24 protein-coding genes are annotated in these 26,111 nt (G+C 71.1%); 6 read left to right on the top strand and 18 right to left on the bottom strand.

The features are described 5' to 3' along the window. Positions 1-2: 2 nt before the first annotated feature. The 4 genes from kdpB to ACZ6EJ_RS05115 are packed head-to-tail and all read right to left on the bottom strand — an operon-like array spanning position 3 to position 4,051. Positions 3-2,114 carry a potassium-transporting ATPase subunit KdpB gene (gene kdpB, locus ACZ6EJ_RS05130; protein WP_469264785.1) on the bottom strand — a complete coding sequence of 704 codons (2,112 nt, stop codon included), beginning with the start codon at positions 2,112-2,114 and terminating at the stop codon, positions 3-5. 29 nt (positions 2,115-2,143) lie between these two features. After that, positions 2,144-3,808 carry a potassium-transporting ATPase subunit KdpA gene (kdpA, locus tag ACZ6EJ_RS05125; RefSeq protein WP_469264734.1) on the bottom strand — a complete coding sequence of 555 codons (1,665 nt, stop codon included), beginning with the start codon at positions 3,806-3,808 and terminating at the stop codon, positions 2,144-2,146. Positions 3,809-3,815: 7 nt separating this feature from the next. Beyond that, positions 3,816-3,905, bottom strand: coding sequence for a K(+)-transporting ATPase subunit F (kdpF, locus tag ACZ6EJ_RS05120; RefSeq protein WP_123452475.1), 90 nt, complete (start codon positions 3,903-3,905; stop codon positions 3,816-3,818). Continuing rightward, the gene (locus ACZ6EJ_RS05115; RefSeq protein ID WP_469264733.1) at positions 3,902-4,051 is read right to left on the bottom strand and encodes a hypothetical protein; all 150 of its coding nucleotides are present in this window, start codon (positions 4,049-4,051) and stop codon (positions 3,902-3,904) included. The genes kdpF and ACZ6EJ_RS05115 overlap by 4 nt, the downstream gene beginning before the upstream one ends. A 929-nt stretch (positions 4,052-4,980) precedes the next feature. Between ACZ6EJ_RS05115 and ACZ6EJ_RS05110 the strand changes: the two genes are divergently transcribed. Both ACZ6EJ_RS05110 and ACZ6EJ_RS05105 read left to right on the top strand, forming a co-directional pair. Further along, positions 4,981-5,598 carry a hypothetical protein gene (locus ACZ6EJ_RS05110; RefSeq protein ID WP_469264732.1) on the top strand — a complete coding sequence of 206 codons (618 nt, stop codon included), beginning with the start codon at positions 4,981-4,983 and terminating at the stop codon, positions 5,596-5,598. Positions 5,599-6,488: 890 nt separating this feature from the next. Beyond that, positions 6,489-7,610 carry an IS630 family transposase gene (locus ACZ6EJ_RS05105; protein WP_469264730.1) on the top strand — a complete coding sequence of 374 codons (1,122 nt, stop codon included), beginning with the start codon at positions 6,489-6,491 and terminating at the stop codon, positions 7,608-7,610. An 18-nt stretch (positions 7,611-7,628) separates the two neighbouring features. On the opposite strand, the gene ACZ6EJ_RS05100 is transcribed toward ACZ6EJ_RS05105, so the two are convergent. Continuing rightward, positions 7,629-8,018: a hypothetical protein gene (locus ACZ6EJ_RS05100; RefSeq protein ID WP_145798147.1), complete on the bottom strand. Its 390-nt coding sequence runs from the start codon at positions 8,016-8,018 to the stop codon at positions 7,629-7,631. Positions 8,019-8,057: 39 nt separating this feature from the next. Next, a complete protein-coding gene (locus ACZ6EJ_RS05095) occupies positions 8,058-8,393 on the bottom strand; it encodes a hypothetical protein (RefSeq protein WP_469264729.1) in 336 nt (111 codons plus the stop codon). 119 nt (positions 8,394-8,512) lie between these two features. On the opposite strand from ACZ6EJ_RS05095, the gene ACZ6EJ_RS05090 reads away from it, so the two are divergent. Beyond that, complete coding sequence (locus ACZ6EJ_RS05090; protein ID WP_469264727.1) at positions 8,513-9,130, top strand: HNH endonuclease; 618 nt, start codon at positions 8,513-8,515, stop codon at positions 9,128-9,130. Positions 9,131-9,900: 770 nt separating this feature from the next. Here the strand turns inward: ACZ6EJ_RS05090 and ACZ6EJ_RS05085 are convergent. The 4 genes from ACZ6EJ_RS05085 to ACZ6EJ_RS05070 all read right to left on the bottom strand — a co-directional run bounded on the left by ACZ6EJ_RS05085 (position 9,901) and on the right by ACZ6EJ_RS05070 (position 14,401). Then, positions 9,901-10,164 carry a hypothetical protein gene (locus tag ACZ6EJ_RS05085; RefSeq protein ID WP_469264726.1) on the bottom strand — a complete coding sequence of 88 codons (264 nt, stop codon included), beginning with the start codon at positions 10,162-10,164 and terminating at the stop codon, positions 9,901-9,903. Positions 10,165-11,331: 1,167 nt separating this feature from the next. Continuing rightward, positions 11,332-12,174 carry a MerR family transcriptional regulator gene (locus ACZ6EJ_RS05080; protein WP_469264725.1) on the bottom strand — a complete coding sequence of 281 codons (843 nt, stop codon included), beginning with the start codon at positions 12,172-12,174 and terminating at the stop codon, positions 11,332-11,334. A 446-nt stretch (positions 12,175-12,620) separates the two neighbouring features. Further along, entirely contained in the window at positions 12,621-13,454 is an 834-nt protein-coding gene (locus ACZ6EJ_RS05075; RefSeq protein ID WP_469264723.1) for an alpha/beta fold hydrolase, read from the bottom strand. A 107-nt stretch (positions 13,455-13,561) separates the two neighbouring features. Further along, positions 13,562-14,401 carry an alpha/beta fold hydrolase gene (locus ACZ6EJ_RS05070; RefSeq protein WP_469264721.1) on the bottom strand — a complete coding sequence of 280 codons (840 nt, stop codon included), beginning with the start codon at positions 14,399-14,401 and terminating at the stop codon, positions 13,562-13,564. Positions 14,402-14,758: 357 nt separating this feature from the next. On the opposite strand from ACZ6EJ_RS05070, the gene ACZ6EJ_RS05065 reads away from it, so the two are divergent. Beyond that, a complete protein-coding gene (locus tag ACZ6EJ_RS05065; protein ID WP_469264720.1) occupies positions 14,759-14,956 on the top strand; it encodes a hypothetical protein in 198 nt (65 codons plus the stop codon). 59 nt (positions 14,957-15,015) lie between these two features. Here ACZ6EJ_RS05065 and ACZ6EJ_RS05060 read toward each other — a convergent pair whose 3' ends face one another. Continuing rightward, positions 15,016-16,197, bottom strand: coding sequence for a serine hydrolase domain-containing protein (locus tag ACZ6EJ_RS05060; protein ID WP_469264718.1), 1,182 nt, complete (start codon positions 16,195-16,197; stop codon positions 15,016-15,018). 457 nt (positions 16,198-16,654) lie between these two features. Between ACZ6EJ_RS05060 and ACZ6EJ_RS05055 the strand changes: the two genes are divergently transcribed. Beyond that, a complete protein-coding gene (locus ACZ6EJ_RS05055) occupies positions 16,655-19,765 on the top strand; it encodes an AfsR/SARP family transcriptional regulator (protein ID WP_469264717.1) in 3,111 nt (1,036 codons plus the stop codon). 550 nt (positions 19,766-20,315) lie between these two features. Here the strand turns inward: ACZ6EJ_RS05055 and ACZ6EJ_RS05050 are convergent. Beyond that, complete coding sequence (locus ACZ6EJ_RS05050) at positions 20,316-20,900, bottom strand: sigma-70 family RNA polymerase sigma factor (protein WP_469264715.1); 585 nt, start codon at positions 20,898-20,900, stop codon at positions 20,316-20,318. A gap of 525 nt (positions 20,901-21,425) precedes the next feature. Between ACZ6EJ_RS05050 and ACZ6EJ_RS05045 the strand changes: the two genes are divergently transcribed. After that, positions 21,426-21,767, top strand: a complete 342-nt coding sequence (locus ACZ6EJ_RS05045) for a beta/gamma crystallin domain-containing protein (protein WP_469264713.1) — start codon at positions 21,426-21,428, stop codon at positions 21,765-21,767. A gap of 1,016 nt (positions 21,768-22,783) precedes the next feature. On the opposite strand, the gene ACZ6EJ_RS05040 is transcribed toward ACZ6EJ_RS05045, so the two are convergent. The 6 genes from ACZ6EJ_RS05040 to ACZ6EJ_RS05015 form a co-directional block, all read right to left on the bottom strand. After that, positions 22,784-22,993, bottom strand: coding sequence for a hypothetical protein (locus ACZ6EJ_RS05040; protein WP_469264712.1), 210 nt, complete (start codon positions 22,991-22,993; stop codon positions 22,784-22,786). A gap of 93 nt (positions 22,994-23,086) precedes the next feature. After that, positions 23,087-24,334, bottom strand: a complete 1,248-nt coding sequence (locus ACZ6EJ_RS05035; protein ID WP_469264710.1) for a helix-turn-helix domain-containing protein — start codon at positions 24,332-24,334, stop codon at positions 23,087-23,089. Between the two features lie 251 nt (positions 24,335-24,585). Next, on the bottom strand, positions 24,586-25,344 hold the full coding sequence (locus tag ACZ6EJ_RS05030; RefSeq protein WP_469264709.1) for a collagen-like domain-containing protein: 759 nt from the start codon (positions 25,342-25,344) through the stop codon (positions 24,586-24,588). Continuing rightward, the gene (locus tag ACZ6EJ_RS05025; protein ID WP_469264707.1) at positions 25,341-25,652 is read right to left on the bottom strand and encodes a hypothetical protein; all 312 of its coding nucleotides are present in this window, start codon (positions 25,650-25,652) and stop codon (positions 25,341-25,343) included. Before ACZ6EJ_RS05025 ends, ACZ6EJ_RS05030 begins: the two co-directional genes overlap by 4 nt. Positions 25,653-25,677: 25 nt before the next feature. After that, on the bottom strand, positions 25,678-25,884 hold the full coding sequence (locus tag ACZ6EJ_RS05020) for a hypothetical protein (protein ID WP_469264704.1): 207 nt from the start codon (positions 25,882-25,884) through the stop codon (positions 25,678-25,680). A 2-nt stretch (positions 25,885-25,886) separates the two neighbouring features. Further along, the gene (locus tag ACZ6EJ_RS05015; RefSeq protein WP_469264702.1) at positions 25,887-26,108 is read right to left on the bottom strand and encodes a hypothetical protein; all 222 of its coding nucleotides are present in this window, start codon (positions 26,106-26,108) and stop codon (positions 25,887-25,889) included. Positions 26,109-26,111: the final 3 nt, after the last annotated feature.

The following is a 26,111-nucleotide window of genomic DNA, read 5'->3' as shown; positions in this document are numbered from 1 at the left end:
GGTCAGCCGATTCCGGGGATGAGGGAGAGGAGCATGTCGATGATCTTGATGCCGACGAACGGGGCGACCAGGCCGCCCAGGCCGTACAGGCCGAGGTTGCGGCGGAGCATCGCGTCCGCGCTGGAGGGCCGGTAGCGCACGCCCTTCAGGGCGAGCGGCACCAGGGCCACGATGATCAGCGCGTTGAAGACGACGGCGGACAGGATCGCGGACTCGGGCGAGGTCAGGCCCATGATGTTGAGCCTGTCCAGCGAGGGGTGGGCGACCGCGAACATCGCGGGGATGATCGCGAAGTACTTCGCGACGTCGTTGGCGATGGAGAAGGTGGTGAGCGCGCCCCGTGTGATGAGGAGCTGCTTGCCGATCCCGACGATCTCGATGAGCTTGGTCGGGTCGGAGTCCAGGTCCACCATGTTCCCGGCCTCCTTGGCGGCCGAGGTGCCGGTGTTCATGGCCACGCCGACGTCGGCCTGGGCGAGGGCCGGGGCGTCGTTGGTGCCGTCGCCGGTCATCGCGACGAGCTTGCCGCCCGCCTGCTCGCGCTTGATGAGGGCCATCTTGTCCTCGGGGGTGGCCTCGGCGAGGAAGTCGTCGACGCCCGCCTCCTCGGCGATGGCCTTCGCGGTCAGCGGGTTGTCGCCCGTGATCATGACCGTACGGATGCCCATGCGGCGCAGCTCGTCGAACCGCTCCCGCATCCCCTCCTTGACGACGTCCTTCAGGTGGATGACGCCGAGGACCCGCGCGCCCCCGCCGTCCTCCAGGGCCACCAGCAGCGGCGTGCCGCCGGCCTGGGAGATCCGGTCCGTGAGCGCCTGCGCGTCCGGGGGGACACGGCCGCCCCGCTCCTGCACCCAGGCCACGACCGAGCCGGCCGCGCCCTTGCGCACCTTCCGCCCGTCCACGTCCACGCCCGACATCCGGGTCTGGGCCGTGAACGCGACCCACTCGGCGCCGGCCGGCTCGCCCCGGCCCCGCCCGCGCAGGCCGTACTCCTCCTCCGCGAGGACGACCACCGAGCGGCCCTCGGGCGTCTCGTCCGCGAGGGAGGAGAGCCGGGCGGCCTCGGCGACCTCGGCGGCCGTGACCCCGGCCACCGGGACGAACTGGGCCGCCTGCCGGTTGCCGAGGGTGATGGTGCCGGTCTTGTCGAGCAGCAGGGTGGACACGTCGCCCGCCGCCTCGACCGCCCGCCCCGACATCGCGAGGACGTTGCGCTGGACCAGCCGGTCCATGCCGGCGATGCCGATCGCGGAGAGCAGCGCGCCGATCGTCGTCGGGATCAAGCAGACGAGGAGCGCGGTCAGGACGATGAGGGACGTCTGCTCGTCGGCGCCGGCGTAGACCGCGAACGGCTTGAGCGTGACGACCGCGAGCAGGAAGACGATCGTCAGCGAGGACAGGAGGATGGTGAGGGCGATCTCGTTCGGCGTCTTCTGCCGTGCCGCGCCCTCGACCAGGTTGATCATCCGGTCGATGAACGTCTCGCCCGGCTTCGTCGTGATCCTGACGACGATCCGGTCGGAGAGGACCTTGGTGCCGCCCGTCACCGCGCACCGGTCGCCGCCGGACTCGCGGATGACCGGCGCGGACTCGCCCGTGATGGCGGACTCGTCGACGCTCGCGACGCCCTCGACGACGTCGCCGTCACCGGGGATGACGTCACCGGCCTCGCAGACCACCAGGTCGCCGACGCGCAGCTCGGCGCCGGGGACCGCCTCCTCGGCCTCGCCCTCCCCGGTCAGGCGGCGGGCGACGGTGTCGGTCTTCGCCTTGCGCAGGGTGTCGGCCTGCGCCTTGCCGCGGCCCTCGGCGACGGCCTCCGCGAGGTTCGCGAAGACCGTGGTCAGCCAGAGCCAGGCGGTGATCGCCCAGCCGAACCAGTCCCCCGGCTCCCTCACGGCGAGCACGGTGGTGACCACCGAGCCGACCAGGACCACGAACATGACGGGCGACTTCACCATCACGCGCGGGTCGAGCTTCCGGAGCGCGTCCGGGAAGGAGGCGACCAACTGCCCGGGGTCGAACAGACCGGCGCCGACTCGGCCGGACGGCGGGCGTCCGCCGGACAGGTCGACGTGCGGCGGCGTCGCCGCGGGGGCGCGTGTGGACATCGTGTCCTCGTTCTTCTTCACGTCGGTGGTCATGCCGCGAGCCCTTCGGCGAGCGGTCCCAGCGCGAGGGCCGGGAAGTAGGTGAGACCGGCGACGATCATGATCGTGCCGACGAGCAATCCGGTGAACAGCGGCTTCCCGGTCCGCAGCGTCCCCGCGGTCTCGGGAACGGGCTTCTGTCCGGCCAGCGAGCCGGCCAGCGCGAGCACGAACACCATCGGCAGGAAGCGCCCCAGGAGCATCACGACGCCGAGCGTCGAGTTGAACCACTGCGTGTCGGCGTTCAGCCCGGCGAACGCGGAACCGTTGTTGTTCGCGGCGGAGGTGTAGGCGTACAGGATCTCGGAGAAGCCGTGCGCACCGGAGTGCGTCAGCGAGTTCGCCGGGGTGTCCAGGGCGAACGAGGCCGCCGTGAAGCACAGCACCAGGGCCGGGGTGACGAGGATGTAGCAGGCGGCGAACGTGATCTCGCGGGTGCCGATCTTCTTGCCCAGGTACTCCGGGGTGCGCCCGACCATCAGGCCGGCGATGAACACGGCGATGACCGCCATGACCAGCATTCCGTACAGGCCGGAGCCGACGCCGCCCGGAGCGATCTCGCCGAGCTGCATCCCCAGCAGGTTGATGCCGCCGCCGAAGCCGGTGTTGGACGAGTGGAAGGAGTTCACCGCTCCGGTCGACGTCAGCGTGGTGGCGACGGAGAAGATCGCCGAGCCGGCGATGCCGAAGCGGGTCTCCTTGCCCTCCATCGCCCCGCCGGCCAGCTCGAACGCCGGCCCCCGGCCCGCGAACTCGGTCCACAGCATCAGCGCCGTGAACCCGAGCCAGATCACGGCCATCGCGCCGAGGATCGCGTACCCCTGCCTCAGCGAGCCGACCATCCGGCCGAAGGTCCGCGTCAACGCGAAGGGGATCAGCAGGATCAGGAAGACCTCGAAGAGGTTCGAGAGCCCGTCGGGGTTCTCGAAGGGGTGGGCGGAGTTGGCGTTGAAGTAGCCGCCCCCGTTGGTGCCCAGCTCCTTGATGACCTCCTGCGAGGCGACCGCCCCGCCGTTCCACTGCTGCGAGCCGCCCGCGAACTGCCCGACCTCGTGGATGCCGGCGAAGTTCTGCAGGGCGCCGCACGCGACGAGCACCAGCGCGCCCACGACGGAGATCGGCAGCAGGACGCGCACCACGCCCCGTACGAGGTCGGCCCAGAAGTTGCCCAGTTCGCCGCCGCGGGAGCGGGCGAAACCGCGCACCAGCGCCACCGCGACCGCCATGCCCACGGCCGCGGAGACGAAGTTCTGCACCGCGAGGCCGCCGGTCTGGACGACGTGGCCCATGGCCTGCTCGCCGTAGTACGACTGCCAGTTCGTGTTGGCCACGAAGGACGCGGCCGTGTTGAAGGCCTGGTCCGGGTCGATCGACGCGAAGCCGAGCGAGCCGGGCAGTACGCCCTGGAGCCGCTGCAGGGCGTAAAGGAACAGCACGCCCGTCGCGGAGAAGGCGAGGACCCCGCGCAGGTACGCGGGCCAGCGCATCCCGGCGTCGGGGTTCGCGCCGATCGCCTTGTAGATCCACTTCTCGGGCCGGTAGTGCCTCTCGGAGGAGTAGACGCGCGCCATGTGGTCGCCGAGCGGTCGGTACGCCAGACCGAGCGCGGCGACCAGCGCCAGAAGCTGGAGGATTCCAGCCAGCACAGGACTCATGGCCGGCTCAGAACCTCTCCGGCTTGACCAGCGCGAGGACGAGGTATCCCAGCAGGGCGGCGGCGACGAGCAGACCGACCACGTTCTCGGCACTCACAGTTTCGCCACCCCCTTGGCGACGAACGCCACCAGCGCGAAGACCGCGACCATGGTGGCGACGAAGGCCGCATCGGCCATCGTGAACTCCCGGAAGAAGGAAAAACGGATTCTCTGACGAGATGAGGAAACAGCCCTTTCAGCCACTTTCCGTCGTCGTTGACGTCTCCCTGACGGGCGCGACGCCGCTCTTGACGCGTCCTCTACGCGCCGGGGCCGGGACGGGGCCCTGCGGTCCACGGGCTGCTGGCACGGGGCGGGGTCCGGCGGTCTACGCGCCGGGACCGGGGCGGGGTCCGGCGGTCTACGCGCTGCTGGCACGGGGCCCGGTCCCATGGGGCTGGGTCGGTCCCACGGGGCTGGGCCGGTCCCACGGGGTCCGGTCGGTCCCACGGGGTCCGGACCCACGGGGCGCGGACCCCCGGGGCCGGGTCGATCCCACGGGGCCGGGTCCCATGGGGCTGGGCCAGTACCACGGGGCCGGGCCGGTCCCACGGGCCGGGACCCGCGCGGCCGGGCCGGGCTCGACGACTCCGCCCGCGCCCCCGAGCGCGAGGTCTGCCCGCCTCCGCCCCCCGTCGCGGTGGCGGCGGCCCGCCGGTCGGCCGTGCCTGAGGGGGGAGGACAACCGAGTCACCGCAGGGCCGCCGCCGTGGAGGGGGCCTCGGACGTCCCGCTCGGGACGTGACGCCGCCTGCGGGGCGGATCAGGGGTGACGCCCGCCCGCAGGGTGGATCAGGGATGGCGCCCGCCTGCGGGACGGATCAGGGACGGCACCCGACCACGGGACGGATCAGGGGTGACGCCCGACCGCGGGACGGATCAGGGGTGACGTCCGACCGCGGGACGGATCAAGGACGGCACCCGACCGCAGGACGACGACGCCGCCTGCTCCGGAGTCCCGGTGCCCGGCAGGCGTACGGAGGCCGTGACGCGGCGGGCGCAGAGCTGCGGCCCAGCGGGACTGACTCCCCGCGCGCGTCCGCGCGCCTCTCCGCCGGGCAGTCCCCCGGAACCGGCCCCTCGGGGAGGCACGGTGGATATCGTGCTCGAAGAACGCCAGGGGAAGGACGCGCATGGATCTCAACGACCGGTATCAGGCTCTCCGCCATGGCGCCCTCCTCGTCGCCGAAACGGCCGAGGACGCCTACCCCCTCCCCGCACTCGACCCTTTCCTCCGCCCGTGGGTCCGGCAGCGGTTCGACCGCCTGGGCTCGCTGCTGGCCAGCTGCGACACCAGGAGAGACCTCGCGGAGGACACGCGGCGCCTGGCCGGTACCGCCGCCGAGTACTCGCGGTTGCGCGAGGCACTGTTCTCCGACCTCCATCACACGCGCCCCGAGCCTCCGTGGCGCGTCGTGGAGCACGGACAGTTCGCCCTTCGGGCGCAGTCCCTGGTGCTGCTGCCGCAACCGACGTACGTACTGCGGCACCGTGCCGCCGCACCGGACGTGCCGGACGTGCCGGGCGCCGCGCTCTGGGAGTTCGCCGTGATCCACACCCCGTCCGCTCCGGCCCCCTCGTTCACGGTCACGGTGCCTTACGAGGACTCCCCGCACCGCCTGTCGGCCCAGGTCCCCGAGGAGTTGTGGACGGAGCGCGCCTGGTGCCAGCAACTCGCGTACGGCTTCTCCGCCTTGGGCTTCAAACCGCACCTGACCGGGACCCGCGCCCCGGAGAGCCAGAGCGCGTAGACGACCCGCGGCACCGGCCGGGGGCGGGCCGGGGCACAGCCGAGGACTTCCCGTCGGCCTGATCCGGAGTCAAGAGCGGTCCGGCATGACGAGTAGTCCGGCAAGGCCGTTCGAGTGGTGGTGGCCCTGCGGGGTGCCGGGTGGATGCATACGGTTCGGAGGGCCCGTGAGGCCCTCGGACAGACGGGGCGCGTCCCGACACCTCGTTTGGCCACCGCCACAGCGGATGTTGGTACTCGTCGGCGCTGGACGGATGCCTGATCATGACCAGGCTTGAACGCCTTGAGATAGATCGGTGCTGCCCAGCGTCGTCGAGCGTCAACACTCCAACCTTGACCACTCGTTGGTGTTGGTGGGACGAGCCCACCCCACGGCGACCTCTCAATACGCCCGAGCCGCCGAGCTCCCGCATAGACCGAGGCCGAAGTCGAGCGTCACCCGACGGTGGATGAAAACGATCGGCTCAACCACGTCGGCTACCTCTGGGCCTTCTCTGCCCCCAACGCCTCGCCCGGCGCCGAATTCCACTACCGCCGACGTCGCGACAGGCACGGCGACTGGCACGCATCTGCTCAGCGGAACCTCTTCAATCGTCTGCTCGGACAGCTTTATCACCGCCTCCAGCGGAGCCAGCGCTTCGAGGAGTCGATTGCCTTCCCACCCTTCTCGGAGGGGACGAGCACGGCGGCGGCATAGGCGGGCGCCTCTACTGGGGAGGTCGCACCCAAGGAGCAAAACGCTGGCCGGCTGCCGCGTCCTCGCGCCAGTACCTCAAGACCGTCTCTTGGACGATCTCTAGTGCTCTGACCGGAAACGATCACCGGGGTGGAGCTGACTGGTCTTGTGCCGGTTGGATGTGACGACACGTTCGATCGGTCCGAGGAGGCGCGGTGGCCAAGCCAGTCAGGGTTCGCAGGCTGGCCGAGCAGGAGGGACAGATACTGCTGCGGATCGTGCGGCGGGGCAGCACCAGCACGGTGCGCTTCCGGCGGGCGATGATGGTGCTGGCCTCGGCGGGCGGGAACACCGTGCCGGTGATCGCGAATCTGGTGCAGGCGGACGAGGACACTGTCCGTGATGTGATCCACCGCTTCAACGAGATCGGGCTGGCCTGCCTGGACCCTCGGTGGGCGGGAGGCCGTCCCCGCCTGCTCACGGATGACGACGAGGAGTTTGTCGTCCAGACGGCCACCACCCGCCCCACCAAACTCGGCAAGCCCTTCACCCGCTGGTCGGTCCGCAAGCTCGCCGACCATCTGCGGCGCAACATCGCACGGCCGATACACATCGGCCGCGAGGCCCTGCGCTGCCTGCTCGCACGCCGCGGCGTCTCGTTCCAGCGGACCAAGACGTGGAAGGAGTCCACCGATCCGGACTTCGACGCCAAGCTGGACCGGATCGAGTACGCGCTGACCGAGCGCCCTGACCGCACCTTCGCCTTCGACGAGTTCGGTCCGCTCGGCATCCGCCCCACCGCCGGGTCCTGCTGGGCGAAGGAGGGCAAGCCGGACCGGTTGCCGGCGACCTTCCATCGCACCCACGGGGTCACCTACTTCCACGGCTGCTACTCGGTCGGCGACGACACCCTCTGGGGTGTCAACCGCCGCCACAAAGGCACCGCCCCGTCGCTGGCCGCGCTGCAATCGATCCGGGCCGCCCGACCGGACGGCGCCCCGATCTACGTGATCCTGGACAACCTGTCCGCTCACAAGGGCAACAAGATCCGCCGATGGGCTCGGAAGAACCAGGTCAAGCTGTGCTTCACGCCGACCAACGCGTCCTGGGCGAACCCGATCGAGGCGCACTTCGGGCCACTACGACAGTTCACCCTGGCCAACTCCCACCACCCCAACCACACCGTGCAGACACGGGCGCTGCAGCGATACCTGCGCTGGCGCGACCAGAACGCCCGCCACCCCGACGTCCTGGCCGCCCAACGGCGCGAACGCGCACGTGTGCGCAGTGAGAGGGGAATCCGGTGGGGCGGCCGACCACAGGCGGCAGCGGTCTGACGGGCCCGCCACGGCGGTCTACCCGGCCATCTCCTCGGGAGAACGACGGGTGATCTTCTTGCCCGCTTCGGTCTCCACGAGGGTCACCGCACCGATCCAGTTGCCGTCATCCGGGTACTCCCAGTTGGCCGCATCCGCGAGGACCGCCGGAAGCTGACCGCGAGGCACTAGCTCCCCAGGCTGGAAGCCCTTCTCCCCTGACGGCGACGTCCAAGGGGCGACTCGACGAACCTCGATCCATCCACGATCGATGAGAGTGAGCAAGATCCCTGCCACCTCGTTCACAGGCCGGGACTGATCGGCATCGTCAAGGTCGCCCCAGACACCAGCCAGGATGTCGATCTCATACGAATTGACCATGAACGCTTCCTCGGACTTGGTCAACGCCTGCCACTCACGCTCACTCATTCACCGATCATCGCAGGACACCCCGGTGATCGTTTCCGGTCAGAGCACTAGTCGCTCAGCGGCGATGAGGCACGCGACCGGCTCCTGCCCGCCAGCGTCTGCCTCAAAGGCGACCACGACGGGCACTTCTCCGCGGACCTGACGGGAAACCTTCAGCAACTCGTCAGGCGAGGGGGCACGGAACGTCGGATCGTGGAAGTTCGACGGGCAGCTGACGTAGACAGGATCGTCAAATACCAGCTCCAGACCATGGTGGTAAGCCAGATCATATCCAGCAGCAAGCCGGAGTTGCCCGGCAGTCCAGGCGACCACGTCCCAGTCCCACCAGGACCCTTCAGGAAGCTGGATCCCAGCGTGCCGTCCTTCGACGTCCACCCTCAGCCCCTCACCAGATCGAACGAACCGCCAGGTTACACAGCGGTTCGAGCCCCTCAGCTTGACGGGTTAGGCACCTGTGGTGTCTGTCCGCACGGACCGCACGACGAAGGGGAAGCATGAACGAGCAACGCCCCAGGCCCGCGCCGAAGGACGAGAGGACCCCCCAAAGGCGTCGTCCCGTCATCGAGGTCAGCGGAGGAGGCCCCGGCCACTGGGTCTTCGACGTGCTCGACCGGGACCGCTGGTCAGGCCTCACGGAGGAGGAACGGAAAGCGGAACGCCACCGCGCCGTCAAACGGCGGCAGAACCGCCGCCGCGCCCGACGCCTGCGTGAGAACGGCCCGCGCGACAGCTACACCCCGGCGCAAATTGGTGACCGCGACGGTTGGCGCTGCGCCATCTGCCGCGGTGCGGTGAACCGCGCGTTCCGCCCCCCGCACCCGTGCTCCCCGAGCGTCCACCACCTGGTCGAGATCGCGGCGGGCGGCACGGACACCCTGGACAACGTCGCCCTCACCCACCTCTTCTGCAACAGCGACTCCTCCACCTGGGGCCGAAGAACACCCGCCGAGGCCCGAGCACGGCTGGCGGACCGCGTGCTGTACGGCACACACGGACCGGGCCGACGCGACCGAACGCCCGACGCGGACGCGATCGCCTTGGCCGAGGAGATCACGACCGACCCGGAAGACGTCGGGCACTCCGACCCTGCCCATCCCCCGTACGCCACGTGAGGCACGTCGCGGGGCCCCTCGACGCGGCGGCACCCTCACACGCGACGTCACGGTAAAACTCGGGCAGGTCGGCCAGCACGGCGAGCGGACCATCCCCGCGCCTGCGGGGTCGACGACTCGGCGTCCGCATCGACCAGCCCGGAAGTCGGACCATCCCCGCGCCTGCGGGGTCGACACTTCGTGACCTGCGGAGTTGGCTGACGATGTAGCCGTTTTCATTTAGTTGGATTTCTTCGTGGCCTCGACATTATTCCTCCTGACTCGCGGGGGGCTACGGCGGCTCCCTCTTTCCCGACCAAGCGCCCAGTCCCTCACCGCGCGCTCCGGCGGCCACCGCATCGGGTGGGGAACCAGCGGGTGACGACCCCCGCGCACTCCCCTCGACGCCATTCAGCCGACCGACTCCAACCCTGGTCGTTGACGGTGCCCCGAGGCGTCCGGCTGCCGCGTGCTCGACGCCTCGGATGTGTCGTCCACTGCCCCGTACCGGGTGCGCGGCGGCCGCAGGGGCAGTGCGGGGCCATGGCCCCGCCTCTCGGCCGAGCCATGGCCAGCAAGCGGTCCTGATGGCGGCAAAAAGGCCACGCACCGATCCCCCACAACGCACGTGTCCCCAGGCCAGAACGATTCTGACTGGGACACTGCTGTGCGCAACGCCCGCCAGGACCCGCACCTCGCCGGCACATCACGCCGGGCCGCATCGTCCCCGAACCGGGCTGCCAGGGCCCCAGGGCCTAAGGCCAAAAGAACCCGTCAAGGCATCCGGAGGGCTATGAGGTCTTCCTGATCTCGTAGCCGTACGGCTTGTCGACGTTCGTACTGAAGAAGAGCACCTGCGGCGGACCCTCCTCGGCGACCATGAGAACGGCGATCTCCTCGTCGGTCGGGAACGAGCCGCCGGCGTCGAACATCAGCTGCAGGCTGTCCTCGTGGACGTCCGGCGGCCACCAGGTGCCCGAACCCGAGACCCTGGTCGCACCGTTCCGCGGCTCGCTCCAAGTGAAGGCGACGGATTTGGCGGGGATCCCCTTCATGCTGAACCGACCGTCGGCCTGGAACTCGACCCGGCCGCCACCGCCCCCGGTCCAGACACCCGGCAGCCCGGCCGTGTCCACCGCCGCCGTGCCGGCCGTGGAACACCCGCCCGCAACGACGACCAACCCCAATGCCAGGGACACAGCGGCGCATCGCCCTCTCCCCACCGACATGCTCCCGACCCGCCAATCTGTAGATGGCCTCTGCGGTAACCGGAGCAATAGCCGCCGGTGCGCCGGTGCGCCGGCGCCCGTTGAGGGCCCTCTGCCACTTCCCCCGCATCGGCACGAACGATTCGTCGTCGATGGACGTCCACGCCTGGTACCGCATCGCAAGTATCTCCTCGGGCCCACCGAGGAAAAGGAGAGCGGCCGCGTCTCTCCTTCCTCACCTCGAACCCCGAGGCCCGCGAACGTACAACCTGACCGGGGGCCTGGCTCCCAGCAAGGCAGCAAGACTCCGCCTTGCTCCGCAGCTACGTGCATGGCTGGCTCCGGAGCTGGTCCCCTCGGCCGTCAGGTGCCGCGGAGAGCTTGCGGGCAGGTTCAGCGGGGAGAACGAGGGACATCACTCAGGGTCGGCCGCCTTCATCCCTCGTGCAGCGGCCGGGGGCAGGCGGTGTCGCAGCGGCGTGCCGGTTCGTCCACCCCGAGGTGGGGCCGCACCCGGCACGGAGCCTGCCGGGCGCGCCGAGGCGGCGGCGGGGGTCCGCGGTGAAGGGGGCGCCGCCGCCAGCGGTGTCGACGGCGCCGACGGGCGGGGCGGGACGGTGACGCGTGTGTCATCCAGCGATGCGAGGGCTCAGCGCCCGCCCAGGGTGATCACGGCGAGTCGGGTGCCGGCGCCGTCCACGTGTCGCACGCCACCTCGCTGCCGGTGCCGGTGCCGGTGCCGGTGCCGGGAGGTGCGTACGGCACGGCCCTCCCCGCCGAGGCGGAGGACGTCGACGGCGGGGCGCCAGAAGGGCGGTCGGTCACTGTGGCGCAGGACGGCACGAGCAGGGGACGGGCTCCGGGGTCGTCGGACACAGTGGTGTGCTCGCGCACCCGCGCGAGGGAGTCCTCGGTCCAGCAGCCCCCGGGTTGACGTACAGGGTGAGGAACCCGGTGTGCGGGCAGGTTGGGCAGCCCACACCGGGACAGTGACGGCGGGGCGGCCGTCTGAGGTCATGCGTCAACGCTGGGCTCGCGAAACGCACATAGGGCCGCTGCGGTTTCGGTCCCGTTGGTGTGCAGCAGATGACGCAACCGAGACGTGTCGACGTAGGCGGCGTCCAAGGGGTGCGTGAGGAGGCGCGACAGCGCGCTGCTGTACTTGGCCGTCGAGCCCTTGCCCGGCATGAAGACCGACAGCTCGTCCCGAGGTCCGAACGTTTCCACCTCGACGTCGACAGGCAGAGACGCCAGCACCTTCTCGTCCGCCGCGACAGGGACCTGGACCAGCCAAGCCGGTCCCTCGCCGACGAGGGACCGGCTCTGCTGCCCAGGGGGTCGGGCGGCCAGGGTCCCCCAGGGCGTCCCGACGACCACGGCTCCGCACAACTCCACGGTCCCCACCACTTCCTGCACGGCATCCGTGAGCGCGGCGTGGGCCGCATTCCAGTCGTGACGCCTGCGCCCGGCGGGCAGGCAGGTCACCGGTTTCGACGCCACGGTCATCGCGTCCACGTGACGCATGACAGCCTCCGGAGGCGATGCGAGCAATGCCTGTGCGTCTCTGACTGCCTCGTCCTGGTCCCGGCCCTGCCGTCCCGCCTCCGTCAGGTGCTGCCCCAGGAGGGCCGGCGCCTCGTCGGGTTGCTCGACGGCGCGGCGGACGAGGGCCGCGCTCATACCCGCGTCCCGCAGGACAGTGATCAGCATGGCCCGTTCGACCTGCTCGAACCTGTAGGAGAGGCAGCCGGTCCGCTCGTCGACATCGGCCGGAACGAGCAGCCCTTCGGCGTGGTAGTACCGAAGTGTCTGCGGCGGCAGGTCACACATCTCGCTGAAATCACTGATCGACAACATGCTGCCATCCTCGGACGTGCTGCGGCTGCGAGGTCCAGTACCGTGCCCGTGCCACGTGGAACGCGGCAGGGGCCCCGCAGCCCGCGCCACGTCGAGGTCCCCCATCGGGTGGTGCACATGTCGGGCCCATCCTCCTGCTCCCCCCTCAGCTACCTGCTGTTCTGTGCGGTGACCGCTGCGACACCCCGCACGCGGCCTGTGCCGTCACGGCGGGACGCCCGCCCAACCGTGTCGGCGGGCGTCCCGTGTCGGAAGGCCGGGCGAACGGCACCGCCGCCCGGTCGTGCTTCCGCCGTGCGGCGCGCGGACCGAAGTCGTCGGCTCGACGGCGTGTTTCGCGCGCCTCACGGGCCTGCCGTGCGGCAGTGGGGGCACGGCTCCGCCTCGCGCCCGGAGCCTGGCCTCCCGCGTGCCGCCTCACGGCAGGAGGGGCCGTCGGCCGCCGGTCACTTGGCGAGGAACGCGAGGAGGGCGTCGGTGACTTCCTGGGCGTGGGTCCACAACAGGCCGTGGGGGGCGCCGTCGATGACGACGTAGTCGGCCTGCGGGAGTGCCTGGTGGAAACGGTGCCCGGTGGCCTCGATGGGCAGGATGCGGTCGGCGGTGCCGTGCAGGATGAGCGTCGGCACGTCGATCTTGGGCAGGTCGGCACGGAAGTCGGTGGACCAGGTCGCCACGCAGGCCAGGGAGGCGTACGAGGAGGCCCCGGCGGCGACGTTCCAACTGTTGCGGACGGCTTCCTCGCTGATGCGGGTGCCGAGGTTCTCGTCGAGGTTGTAGAAGTCCTCGTAGAACTCGGTGAAGTAGGCGTAGCGGTCGGCGGTGACGGCGCCTTCGATGTCTTCGAAGACGGTGCCGTCGACGCCGCCGGGGTTGTCGTCGGTCTTGAGGAGGAAGGGTTCGAGGGAGGCGAGGAAGGCGGCCTTGGCGATCCGGTCGGAGCCATAGGCGCCCAGGTAACGGCCGACCTCGCCGGTGCCCATGGAGAAGCCCACCAGAACGGCGTCGTTGAGGTCGAGGGTCTCCAGGACTACGTTCAGGTCGGCGGCGAAGGTGTCGTAGTCGTAGCCGGTGGTGGGCTGGCTGGAGCGGCCGAAACCGCGCCGGTCGTACGTGATCACTCGGTAGCCGGCCGACAGGAGTGCGGCGGACTGCTTCTCCCAGGAATGGCCGTCGAGCGGGTAGCCGTGGATCAGCACGACCGGCTGCCCGGTGCCGTGGTCCTCGTAGTACAGCTCGACGCTGGTGGAGTTCTCCTGGTCGACGGTGATGAACGCCATGGTGATTTCTGCCTTCCGGTGTGAATGCGCCTGATGGTGCGGTGCACGATCGGGCACGGCTGTGCGGGTGCGGTGAGGTGCGTCGGGCGACAGGGCGGGGCCGCCGGTCATCGGACCGTGCGGGCCGCCTGCTCGACGATGCGGGTGACGGCTTCGGGGCGGGATACGGATACCGCGTGCGACGCGTCGACGGTCGTCGTGCGGGCCTTGGCGCGGGCCGACATGAAGCGCTGGGCGGCCACGGGGATGTTGCGGTCCTCCGTGGTGATCAGCGACCAGGAGGGGATCGTCTTCCACGCGGCCTCGGTGGACTTCTCCTCCAGAGCGCTCGCGGCGATCGGACGCTGGCCGGCAGCCATGAGCCTGGACTTGTCCGCCGGTACGTCCGCGGCGAACTGGTCGCGGAACTTCTCGGGCTTGATGTACACGTCCGCGCCTCGGCCGCCGTCGGGCAGGGAGTAGTCGACGGACTCGACGGCCTCGCCGAGGGTGCTGCCGGGGAACTTGTCCGTCAGTCCGATCGAGCTCTCGCCGGCGTCCGGCAGGAACGCCGCGATGTAGACCAGAGCCTTCACCTTGCCCTCGAGGCCCGCGGCGGCCTGGCTGATGACGGTGCCGCCGTAGGAGTGGCCGACCAGGACCACGGGCCCGTCGACGTGGTCGAGGACGCTGCGCAGGTAGGCGGCGTCGGTCGCCGGACCGCGCAGGGGGTTGGCGGCGGACACCACGGGATAGCCGGCGCGCTGAAGCCGGGCGACGACACCGTCCCAGCTCGCGGCGTCGGCGAACGCTCCGTGTTCCAGCACGATCGTCGGACGTGCCGCGTGGTGGGGCGTCGCGCCGGCTGTACCGGACGGGGCGACTGCGGCGACGGACAGTCCTACGGCCGTGGTGACACCGAGCAGCACGGATCTGCGGTCAGGACGGGCCAGGCGATTGATGCGCATACGCGAAATCCTCTTGATTGGTTGATGGTGCGGGTGATTCCGGCCGGTGCGTCCGGGACAGGGTCCCGAGTCACCTCGCCGGTGGCCGATTTCGCCGTGTGCGTACGTTCGCCCACGCTATGTGATCAGCGCGGATCGGCCTGCTGTCGGCCGGCCTCGGCAGCGGCACGGGGAGTACGGCCGCGGGCCTGCGGCTCGATCGGTCCTGAGGCACTGCTCTCGCCCGGTCACCGGGGGTGGAGCGCCCTTCGTCTCGTACGACGGCCGGACGGCCGGAGCGGTTCACCCCAAACGTGGCCGCTCGTTCGCGGACAGCGGGTGAGCTGTGCGGGGCATCGCGGACACCGGCTTCCCGACATGATCGGGCCGGTCGCCACGCGTCCGGACCGCGCGCCGGGCCCCGAGGCCGGCGACGTCCCCCGCGCTCCGGGCATCCTGATCAGCCGTGAACGCGGCGTCCCGCCTCCGGCGGCCTCCGGGTCGGCCGATGCGGAGATCGGCGGCCGTCTCGGAAGCACCGTCGGCACCGTGAAGCCGCTGCCGACGGCAGCCTGACCCACCGGTCGGCAGCTCCGCCCACGGAGTCTCCTGCCGAGCGAGGGACCGGGTGCACCTCAGTCGGTGGATTGCAGGACTTCGTAGACGTGCTTGATGTAGTCGTGGGTGCGTTCGGAGCCGAGGATCCCGTCGCCGATCCGGTTCATCGTGTACGAGAACGTGACGCCCCGGTCGAGGTCCATCATGACGATCGAACCGCCCCGGCCGACCCAGAAGCAGATTCTGCCGGTGGGCATGTGCGGCATCGTCCTCGGGTCGGCGAGCGCGTAACCGATGCCCCAGCGGACGGGGACGCCCAGGAACAGGTCGACTCCGTCGGCCTGGACGTCGAACACCTTGTCCACCGTGTCCGCGGAGAGAAGCCGGACGCCGTTCACCTGGCCACGTCGCGAGATGGCGGAGAGGGCGCGGGCCATGCCTCGTGCGTTGCCGTGGCCGTTGACGGCCCCGAGTTCCGCGGAGCGCCACTGCCGGGTGTCAACGTGCTCGTCACGGGCGGGGCTACCGAGCAACGTCCTGGTGAAGATCCCTTCGGGATCGAGGCCGGCGGGTATCCCGGAAAGCTGCGAGGGGGCCACCAGATCGGCGATGCGCGGCCAGTCGGCCTGACGCGCACCGATCTGGACGTCGGCGTGCGTCGGCTTGGCGATCTCGGTGTCGACGAACTCCGTCAGCGTACGGCCGCTGACCCGCCGGACAAGCTCTCCCACCAGTTGCCCTTGGGTCTGCACGTGGTAGCCCGCGGCGGAGCCCGGCTCCCACCACGGGGCCTGCGCTGCCAGCCGGGCGCTCGCGGTGGGCCGGTCGTACAGGTCTTCCATGGAGAAGGGCTGCTCCCACCCGGAAAGTCCCGAGGTGTGGGACAGGATGTGCCGCACCTCGATGCGCTCCTTCCCCCGGGCGGCGAACTCGGGCCAGTAGTGCGCCACGGGGCGGTGCAGATCCAGTGCGCCCCGGTCGACGAGGAGGAGGGCCGCGAGATTGGTGAGGGTCTTCGTGGTCGACCACATGCTCACCAAGGTGTCCCGGTGCCACGGCACGGTCCGCGCTTGGTCCGCGTGGCCACCCCACAGATCGACTTCCATGACCCCGTCCACGTCGACGGCGATCGACGCTCCCAACTCCTCGCCGGCTTCGAGATGCGCTGCCAGCGCCGCTCGCACCGGTGCGAACCGGGCAGTGCTCGTTCCCTCGACGACCATGTTCTTCTCCACTCCGGACGACAACCGTTCGCTCACTCAACGGGCCGAACGTCGCAGCGGTTCACGTATCGCGGCAGGTCACGACATCTGTGCACATGCCGCTCCCGCGAGGTCCGGGTACGGAACGCGGGGCGCACGCCTTCTCACTCCTCCGTGCCGCCCCAGGGGCGCACGCGTGCCGGCGTACCGGTCGCGAACCGTCGGACCCGGCCACCGCGGAGCCCGGTCTGCGGGGTGGGAGCACACCGCGCAGCCGACGAGGTCCGCCGCCGGATGAGGCCCTGCTAATGTCCTGTCCGATATGCGGAAAACGGACGACGGAGTCCTCGTCACTCCTGGCCCGGAGCCGCCGCGCCGTGGTTCCTGCGGGCGCCCGGTGGGTCGAGGCCCCTTTCGATCACCGCGCGACCACGTCGTCCAGGTGCCGGGCCCTGGTCAGGCGTGACCAGGAGTGACACCGTGAAGCGAGATTCGGCTGGGTACGGTGAGAGCTGTGGGGCAAGGCCTTGACTTCGGGCTGCTGGGCCCGCTGGAGGTGCGGCGGGCGGGGGCTGTACTGGATCCGGGTCGTCGCAGGCAGCGACTGCTGCTGATTCGCCTGCTGCTCGCCGACGGCCGGGCGGTCTCGCCGCAGACGCTGTGCGAGGAACTGTGGCCGCGGCAGCCGGGGCGGGCACCGGGCGCGGCGCTGGGTTCCCTGCACGCCCATATCAGCAAGATACGCGCGGTCCTGGAACCCCAGCGTCTTCGCCGGCATGGAGCCTTCGAGACGCTGGTCACCGAACCCCTGGGCTATGCCCTGCGGGTGGCGCCCGAGAACCGTGACACCGTGCGCTTCGAGCGCTGCGTCGCCCAAGCACACCGGTTCATGGACCAAGGCAGGCCCGATCGGGCCGTGGACGAGGCCGATGAGGCCCTGGCCATGTGGCGTGGCGCGGCGTTCGCCGACGCCGCGCACCACCTGTTCGCGGCCCAGGAGACAGCACGCCTGGAAGAGCTCCGGCAGACCACCCGCGAAGTCCGAGCCACCGGCCTCCTGCTGCGGGGCCGGATCACCGAGGCCCTCCACGCGGCGCAGGAGATGACCGCCCAGCACCCCCTGCGGGAGACCGGCTGGGCCCTGCTGCTGCGAGCCCTGTACCTGGCCGGACGGCACCCCGAAGCCCTGCAGCGCTATGCCGACGTGCGCCGGCGCCTGGCCGACGAGCTCGGTCTCGAACCGGGTCCGGCACTGCGCGCCCTGCACCAGGGCATCCTCCACCATGACCTGCCGTCCCTGCTCCCGGACGACCGGACGGACGACACGGCGCCCCAGGGCGGCCGCCACCTGAGCGGGACCATCGCGACCGGGGCGCCGGACGGAGGCGAGGCGACCCCACCGACCCCACCGACCGCGTCGGCCGCAGACCGGTCCGACGACGCGGAAGCCGAGTACGGCGCACGTGGTGCGGCGGTCGCGGACAGCGGGGGAACGGCGTCCCCCCTACTGCCCTCGGCTCGTCCGGCTCAGCTACCGCGTAGCCTGCCGGTCTTCGCGGGACGGGCGGCCGAAGGTGCGTGGCTGTCCGCCGTCAGCGGTGCACCGGGCCGCTCCGGGCCCGCCACCTCCCCCGCCGTGGTCATCAGCGGTACACCCGGTGTCGGCAAGACGACGTTCGCCGTGCACCACGCCCACCGCGTCGCCCCCTCGTTCCCCGACGGGCAGCTCTTCGTCAACCTGCGCGGATTCCACCCGCACGCACCCGCCGTCGAACCCGGCACCGCCCTGCACGGCTTCCTCACCGCCCTGGGCGTTCCCGCCCAGCGCATCCCCGAGGACACCGCCGACCGCAGCACACTCTTCCGCAGCCTCCTCGCCGACCGGCAGATCCTCCTCGTCCTGGACAACGCCCGCGACGAGCAACAGGTGCGCCCTCTGCTGCCCGCAGGAGTGGGCTGCCTCACCCTGATCACCAGTCGCAACCAGCTTCCGGGCCTGATCACCCTCGACGGGGCCAAGCCCCTCCGGCTCGCGCTGCCCTCCCCTACCGAGGCGCACGAGGCCCTCGAACGACGTCTGGGAGCCGAACGGCTCGCCGCCGAGCCCACCGCCGCAGCCGACATCATCCGTCTGTGCGGGCGGCTTCCCCTGGCCATGGCCGTGGTCGCGGCCCGCGCGGAACTCGACCCCTCGCTCCCCCTGCACGCCGTGGTCGACGACCTCCGACACACCCACGGCGGACTCGAAGCGTTCACCGGCTCCGACACCACCGCCGACGTACGCACCGTCTTCTCCTGGTCCTACCAGTCACTGGACGAGCACGCCGCCCGGCTCTTCCGCCTGCTGGCGCTGCATCCCGGCCCCCACATCACCGCCCCCGCCGCGGCCAGCCTCGCCGGCCTCCCCCTGTCCCGGACCCGCCGTGCCCTCGCCGAGCTGCTCAGCTCCTGCCTCGTGGAACAACCGCTGCCCGGTCGCTACAGCCTGCACGACCTCCTGCGCGGCTACGCCACCGAGCTCGCTCACACCCACGACACCGGCCAGGAGCGCCATCAGGCCACCCTCCGGGTCCTGGACCACTACATGTTCACCGCCTGCGAGGCCAACCGGTTCCTCAAGCAGGACATATCGCACGAGCTCGAACTCGGTGCACCCCGCTCGGGTGTCAGGCCGGAAGAACTCGCCACCGTCACGCAGGCGACCCGGTGGCTCACCGCCGAGCAGGCCGTCCTGACCGGCCTGCTCCACACCGCCGTCGGTCAGAAGCTCGACGAGCACACCACCGGGCTCGCCTGGTCGCTCAAGGAGTACCTCAACCGTCAGGAGTTCTGGCCCGAGGCCATCAGCGCGCTGACCCCCGCCCTCGAAGTGGCCCGACGTCGCGACGACCGCCTCGAAGAGGGCCGCTGCCTGCGGCACCTGGGCGGCATCCACGGCTACCTCGGCCATCAGGAGCAAGCCCTGCACCATCTGCACGAGGCGACAGCGATCTTCGAAGAGCTCGACGACATCGGTGAACAGGCACGAGCCCACTACGTCACGGCCTGTGCGCTGTTCCTGTTCGGGCGGACGGCGGAAGCCGTGGCAGCCTCCGAGCGGGGACTGGAACTCTCCCGCGAGACAGGCGAAGAGTTGTGGCTGGCGGAGTGCCTCCTCGAACTCGCCTGGTTCCACTCCAACCTGGGGAACCTCGACAAGAGCCTTCTGTACAGCGAGGAGGGCATCGCCTTGTTCCACCATCTCGACGCCCCCTGGCAGCTCGCCCAGGGGTGGGACATCCTGGGCCACAACCTTCGCCTGCTCGGCCGTCACGAGGACTCGGTGACGACGTACCAGCGGGCCTCGAAAGCGTTCAGGGAACTCGGAGACCACAGGAACGCCATCGGCACGCTGATGCGGCTCGGCGACACCCGGCTTTCCATGGGCGACCGGGAAGGCGCACGTGCGGACTGGGCCGAGGCCCTCGAGGACGCCGAGGCGCGGGAGATGGCACACAGCGCTCAGCAGGTCCGTGACCGGCTCACCGCCCTCGACATGGACGAGGACCCCGCACCCACCGTGCCCGAGAGAGCGGTCGGGAAGCACAAGCTCCCCGTTCCGAGGAGTAAGGGTCCTGCGCTCTGAGACCTGGCGTCGATCACGGACACTCCTCATGCGTCTCGTCACGGGCACACTCGCCGGGACGGCGGGTTCGGGCCTCTTCCGGAAGGGGCTGCTGAGCGTCCGGCGCGGAGCCCCGCGCCATGATCACCGGACGTGTGCCCCTCTGCTGTGAACGGCCGGGACAAGGAACCGGTTCACCTGCCCGTGGGCGGACGCGGGAGGCCGCACGGCGCCGTCCGGCGATCGGCGGCCGAGTGGCGGAGTGGCGGAGTGGCGGAGTGGCCGAACCGTGCCTCCGCCATCTCGGCGAGGTGTGCGCTCGCGTTCGGGGCACAGGCCGGTCCTGGACCATGGAGCCTTCCCGCACCGGGCGCCGAACGGAGTGCGGACATCCGGGGCCGGAATGCCGCCGGCGTCGTCCTGTCGCCAGGTGACGACGTCCACCGGACCGATCCCCACCAGGCGCCCACGCGGTCTCCCGAGCACCGCCGGGAGCGCGTGCGCCAGGGCCTCGACGGCGCCGGGACCACAGGCCCCATCGACGACCGTGCCGACCGGGGACGCGCCGTGGTCACACCCCCACGATTCCCTGCCTCTCCAACGCTTTGCGCAACGCCCGCACGGCGTAGAAGGCCCGGCTCTTGACGGTGCCGGCCGGTATGCCGAGGTGCTCGGCCGCTTGGGCGACGCTGCATTCCAGGTAGTACATGAGGCGGATGACGGATCGCTGCTGCTCGTTCAGCTCGGCCAGGGCCTGCGACACCGCATGGGACTCGATCGCGGATGCCGTGCTGTCGCTTGAGGCGTCCAGCTCCTCGACGACGGCCATGTGCTCCAACGGCCTCACCTGGCGCGCCCGATGGTGGTCGATGACGAGGTTCCTCGCGACGGTGAACAACCACGGTCGAAGGCTCTCGTGGCGGGTGCCCAGGAACCGGGCGTGTTTCCAGGCGCGGGCCGCGGTCTCCTGGAAGACGTCCTCCGCCTTGTGCCAGTCACCGTCCAGCAGGCGTGCCGCGTACCGGACGAGCAGGGGACCGTACTGGTCGTAGATGTCTTTGACGAAGGCCTCGCAGTCGACATCGGATACGAGGTTCCGGTCATGCGACCAAGTGGGAGCGGAGGCAGTGGTCCGCGTTTCCATGATCCCGTTCATGCGTGGCGCTCGATCCTGTCCGAGTGTTCCGTGGCGTGCTCGGCCGCATACGCGACCGAACGGCTCACACACTCGCCGGAAGCCCTTGGCGAGACCTTGTCGCTTTCTTGCCGTTCCGTAGGGCCGGGTGCTGCTCAGGCCCTGGGAAAGAGTGAGATGACCACGCGGGGCGCGCCTTGCGCTGTGTCGGCACTGCGGGAATCCCGTGGCCGCGGGCAGCGGCGGGGAGCCGCGTCGTTCGGCAGGACGGTCCCGCCGAGCAGGGTGTGGGACCCGCCCGGACGCAGCCGCTCCCACGCCGCAGGAGCACGACGCCCAGCGTTCGCCGCGGCCGGTCCCGCCTGCCCGCATCGGGCGCGCGAACGGCTGGGGGGATGGCGACCGCGCCCGAAGCAAGGCGCTCACGTGGTGAACGGGAGCACCCTTTTCCCCGTTGCGCTGATGGGACGTGCACGCGTCCCGCCATGCCGCCGCGCGCTGCGGCCCTCGGCGGCACCACACCACCACGGAAGGAACAACCAACCAGTGAAGCGCTTCATCACACGCCTCGCGGTAGTCGCGGCGGCCGGGGCCATGGCCGTCGTGCTGCCTGCCTCGTCGGCGTCCGCCATCAACCGCACCGACTGCAACGGACTGGGTCTCCTGTCCCTTCACAACGCAGGCGGCTCCCTCTGCTTCGCCAACGCGGGCGTGCAGAACGTGGCGATCTACGGCGTGGACCGGATCTGGACCGGAGACAACAAGGTGACCTTGGAGTACGTGCCGAGGCTGGGTGCGTCGGCGACCAGCGCGACCCTGGACAAGTGGCATTTCGGCAACGTCCCCGGCGAGCCCATCCACAAGATCACGAAGATCAGGATCTGGTAGCGCCCGCCGGTGCGAACGAGGTGACAGCGGATCCTCGTCGGCGATGACGTCGCCGCACTGGGTCCGTGGACTCCTTTCGGCGTCGCCTCTCCAGTACGGGTGCCCTGGCGGCGATGTCCGCCGTGCGGCTCGGGCCGCGGTGGCGCCGGTGGAGAATCCGCCGGGCTTTCCGGCGGGCGACGCCTCGTTCGGCAGGAGTCCGGGCCTGGGCGAGTGCCCGGTTCGCCGCCCGTTCGGCCGGTGGCAGTGCGCCGTCGAGCGGGCGGCGGCCCAGGAGCCGGCGCCGGGGCGGGCGCGGTCGGCGACGATCGGGACGGCTCGGCGCTCTCATCCTCCTTGCCCCAGGGCCCGCGTGCGCCACACCCCCCTGAGACGACCGCCACACGCCAAACGCCCCCACAACGCACGTATCCCCAGGCCAGAACGATTCTGCCTGGGGACACTCGGTGGGGCGGGTGGGACTCGAACCCACGGCCGACGGATTATGAGTCGCCAGGTTGAGGACTGGCTCACTCTGGCAGACTCCGAAAACCCTGCTCAGCAGGGGCGTTACTGGCCCTTGACGCTGGCAGACTCCGGTAATTCTGGGAGCCTGCGGGACCTCCGCTCACGCACCGCTCACGCAATCCCTATAGCTGCATACGGGTTGACCTGCGCAGATTCCATTGTCTCGCACCCCGTCGTGCACGGCAACGGTGGACACGAAGCGTCCGTCCGTCAGATCTTCAGGGGATCCCCTGAAGATCCAGAACACGAAGCAGCCCCTGCCGTGCGAGAGGCAGGGGCTGCTCGGTCCATCCAGTGAGGGGGAACGCGTCACACCGGCGGCTGGCCGGGTGGCGAGCCCTCCGCCGGGCGAGCCAGCAGCGCTCGGCAGGCAGCGCGCCAGACGCGTCCGAGGTGCTCAGCGACCCGGCAGGGCGCTCCGGTGCGGCAGGCGGCGCATATGACCGTGTGCCCTATCCAGGCCCGGTACGTGACGTCCTCGCGGGTGGACCCCGCCACGGGGTTGATCGTCATGAGCCGGCCCGCCGGGCGCAGGCTACGGCGTCCGCGCACTGCCGGGGGAACACGCTGTACGCGGCACCGCTGGCTGGTCGCACCCGTTTCTCACCCAGGTCGGTGCCCAGGTCGATGCCGAGCGGCTCCCGGCACCAGACGCAGCTCCAACCGCGCTGCTGCTGCTCGGTCAGGGTGGTGACGTCAGGCAACTGGCGTGTAGCCATGCCCGCCTCCTCGATCGTCGGTGGTTCGGACGACCGTAGGGGCGGGCCCGCGGAACGAGGGGCAGGAATCCTGCCCCTCGCATGGCCGTTCGGCTACGCGGCCAGAAGTCCCAGTTCCTCCGCCAGCGCGGCCGCGCGCTGCCGCCGCGCCGGCACCCGCGACTCGGTCTCCTCCAGCACGATCCGGCGGGCGTACCCGTTGTAGCGGATCGTGTCCGGTGCCGCCCGGTGCGCCCGCTCCAGCGTCGCGAGGGCGGTCTCCGGCTGCCCGTCGAGCTGGTACGCACGGGCCTCCTCGATGCGGTGCCGGGCCAGGCGCGGGCGGGACGGGATCGCGTGCACATCCGCGGCGACCGCCTGGCGCACGGACTCGCCGCCGGCGCGCAGCTCGACCGCGATGGTGACGGCGTGCGCGCCCATGATGGCCCGGCCGAAGCTGGTCACCGGGTGGAAGTAGCTTCCTGGTAGTCGGCGAGACGTCCTCCGGGCCTTGGCCCACCACCTCCAGGCGGTGCCCGCCGCGCCCCAGCGCGCCGCCGTGTACCCGGCCTCGACCTGCAGGGCGCCGATGATGGCCACAGTGCGGTCGTCGGGGTCCGGGACCCGACCCAGGTAGGCCAGGGCCTCGCGGACCACGGCGTCCGCCGCATCGAAGTGGGCGCGCCCGGAGTCGCGGTGCGCCTGCGCGGACAGCCAGGCGGCCACGCCGATCGCGTGCGGGTCCTCCGCCTCCTGTGCCGCGACCATCCCCCGCTCGGCCACCCGCCACAGCAGCGCACTGTCCGGCTGGTACGCCAGGAAGAACTGGCTGAGGGCGTACACCTCGGCGAGGCGCGCCTGCGCCGCCCGCCGGTCCGCGCTCGATTCCGCCTGCCTGACCGTCATCTGCGCATCCCGGATCAGGCCCGGCAGCAGCTCCCCGAGGACCTCGCGGTGGGTCGCCGCCTGGTGCCGCGCCGACCACGCCGCCGCCAGCCGGGCCGCCAGGTGCGCGGCGGACGGTGCTGGCCGGTCACCGCCCAGCACCAGGGTGTTGACCGCGTCCCGTACCGCGGGGAGCCGGGCGTGCCCCGGCCCGATGAAGAGGTCAACGGCCGGGGCCTGGTCCCCGGTGAGGTCCGACAGGTCTCGCACCCGTAGTAGCTCGGCGATCCGGAGCACGACCGGCAGCCGTGGTACGCCGATCTCGCCCCGCTCGATTTGCTTCACCCACGAGGGCGACATGCCGAGCAGCCCGGCTGCGACTGGTCGGCTCATCCCTCGGCGGGTCCGGAGGATCTGCATCCTCTGCCCGAATTGCAAAGGGTCGGTGTACGGGTCCGGGGTAGCATCGGATGGCATGGCCTTGCCCCTCTCTGTCCAGCTCGTCACTGCCAGGGTATGGGGCAAGGCCCTTCTCGTGGGGGAGAGTTCACCGCTCCGCACGAGCAGCCGGACATGACGAAGGGCCCCCACCGCCCGGAGGGGTGATCACTTTCGCGGAGCCGCGAAGGTGAAAATGCTTGTCACTTTACGGGCATCCGCAAAGTGATGACCCCGCAGGTCAGGGCATGACGAAGGGCCCCACCGTCGCGAGGGCGGTGGGGCCGTGGTCAGGGGTACTGGCGGCGCGCCGGATCGAGCCCCCCGGCGAGCGGGCCCGGCGTACCAGCCGGGTCCTCCGGCGGGGGCGGCGCGCCGTCGCGCCGGCAGACCAGCGCGTCCGGGTCGCCCGGCGGCGGCTGAAGGGCGTACCCGTCGGGGCAGGCCTGGCCGGGGGGACCGGGCTCACCGGGAGGTCCAGCCGGGCCGGGGGGCCCAGCCGGGCCCGGCTCCCCGCGGTCGCCCGTCGCGCCCCGCTCGCCAACAGCACCGGGGGCTCCGTCCTCGCCGTCCGCGCCGTCGCGGCCAGGCGGCCCGGTGACTGCAGGGCCGGGCGCACCATCCCGGCCGTCCTCCCCAGCCGTACCGGTCCTCCCGTCCACGCCGTCCTCTCCCTCCGGACCGCGCATCCCCGGCGGCCCGTCCTCTCCCTTCGCCCCGCGCGCCCCCGGCGGGCCGGGGATCGGCACCGGGACCTCGACTCGATCGGGTAGATCTTCGATCGCCTCCGCCGGGTCCGGTGCCGCCGGCGTCCCGCCCCTGGCCGTGATCTGCGCGCGCAGCGTGCGGACGTCGCCGGCGAGCGTCGACACGGCGTCGCCGCGCCGGTCCGCCTCCGCCGCGACCCGCTGCGTCCGCTGCGCCTCGGCGTCGATCCGCAGCCAGACCAGCACGACCGCGCCCGACAGCACGGCGAGGACCGCGGCGACGGCGAGCGACCGCCAGCGGCGAGCAAGGAGCCCCTCGGTGCGGGGTCGATGGCGGGTCACAGGGTGTTCCTCCGTAGGTCGGCGAGCTGGCGGTCGCGGTCGGCGATCTCGGTCTCCAGCCGGGCAATCTGCGCCTGGAGTGCGGCCCGGTCCGCGCGCTCCGAGGCCAGCTCGGCGTATGCGGCGGCCAGCTTCGCCCGGAGGTCCGCGCGCTCCTCCTGCAACTCGTTGACCAGGCCGCCGTACCCGGTCATGACCGCGCCCTGGTGGGTGGCCCGCGCGTTGGTGCGCTGCCCGATCAGCGCGGCCGTAGCCGCTGCGAGCCCGACGACGATGGTCCCGACGGCGCCGAGCGTCGCAGCGTCCACGTGCGTGCCTCCTGGTGCGAGGTGGTCAGATCCCCCGGCCGGGCGTGACCCGGTCGGCCCCCGCCGGGCGGTTGGGCACGGCGTAGGTGACGCCGAGCGCGCCGAGGACGGCGAGGACGATCGTGACGCCCTCCCCGGTGGTGAGCGACCCGTCCTGCACCGCGGTGACGGCGACGGACGCCCCGGCGGCGAGACCGGCGACGAGGGCCTTGGCCATGCTGCTGATCTTCATGGTCAGTCCTCCGGGGTGGTGTCGAGGGCGGCGCGGACGAAGCAGTCCTTCGCCTCCAGGAGCCTGCGGAGGCCTGCGGACAGCTCGGGCCCGTCCGGCAGGGCGTCGGCCAGCTCGCGGGCGAGGCGCGCGCACGGCTCGCTGACGGCCTGGAGGTGCGCGGGCAGGTGCGCGTACTCGAAGTAGCGGAGCAGGTGCTCCGTCGCGGGGTGACGCTGGGTCATCGT

The sequence above is a fragment of the Streptomyces sp. NPDC041970 genome, from assembly GCF_055588985.1.
The sequence above is the reverse complement of the archived record's forward strand: the minus strand, read 5'-3'. Positions and strand labels throughout refer to the sequence as shown.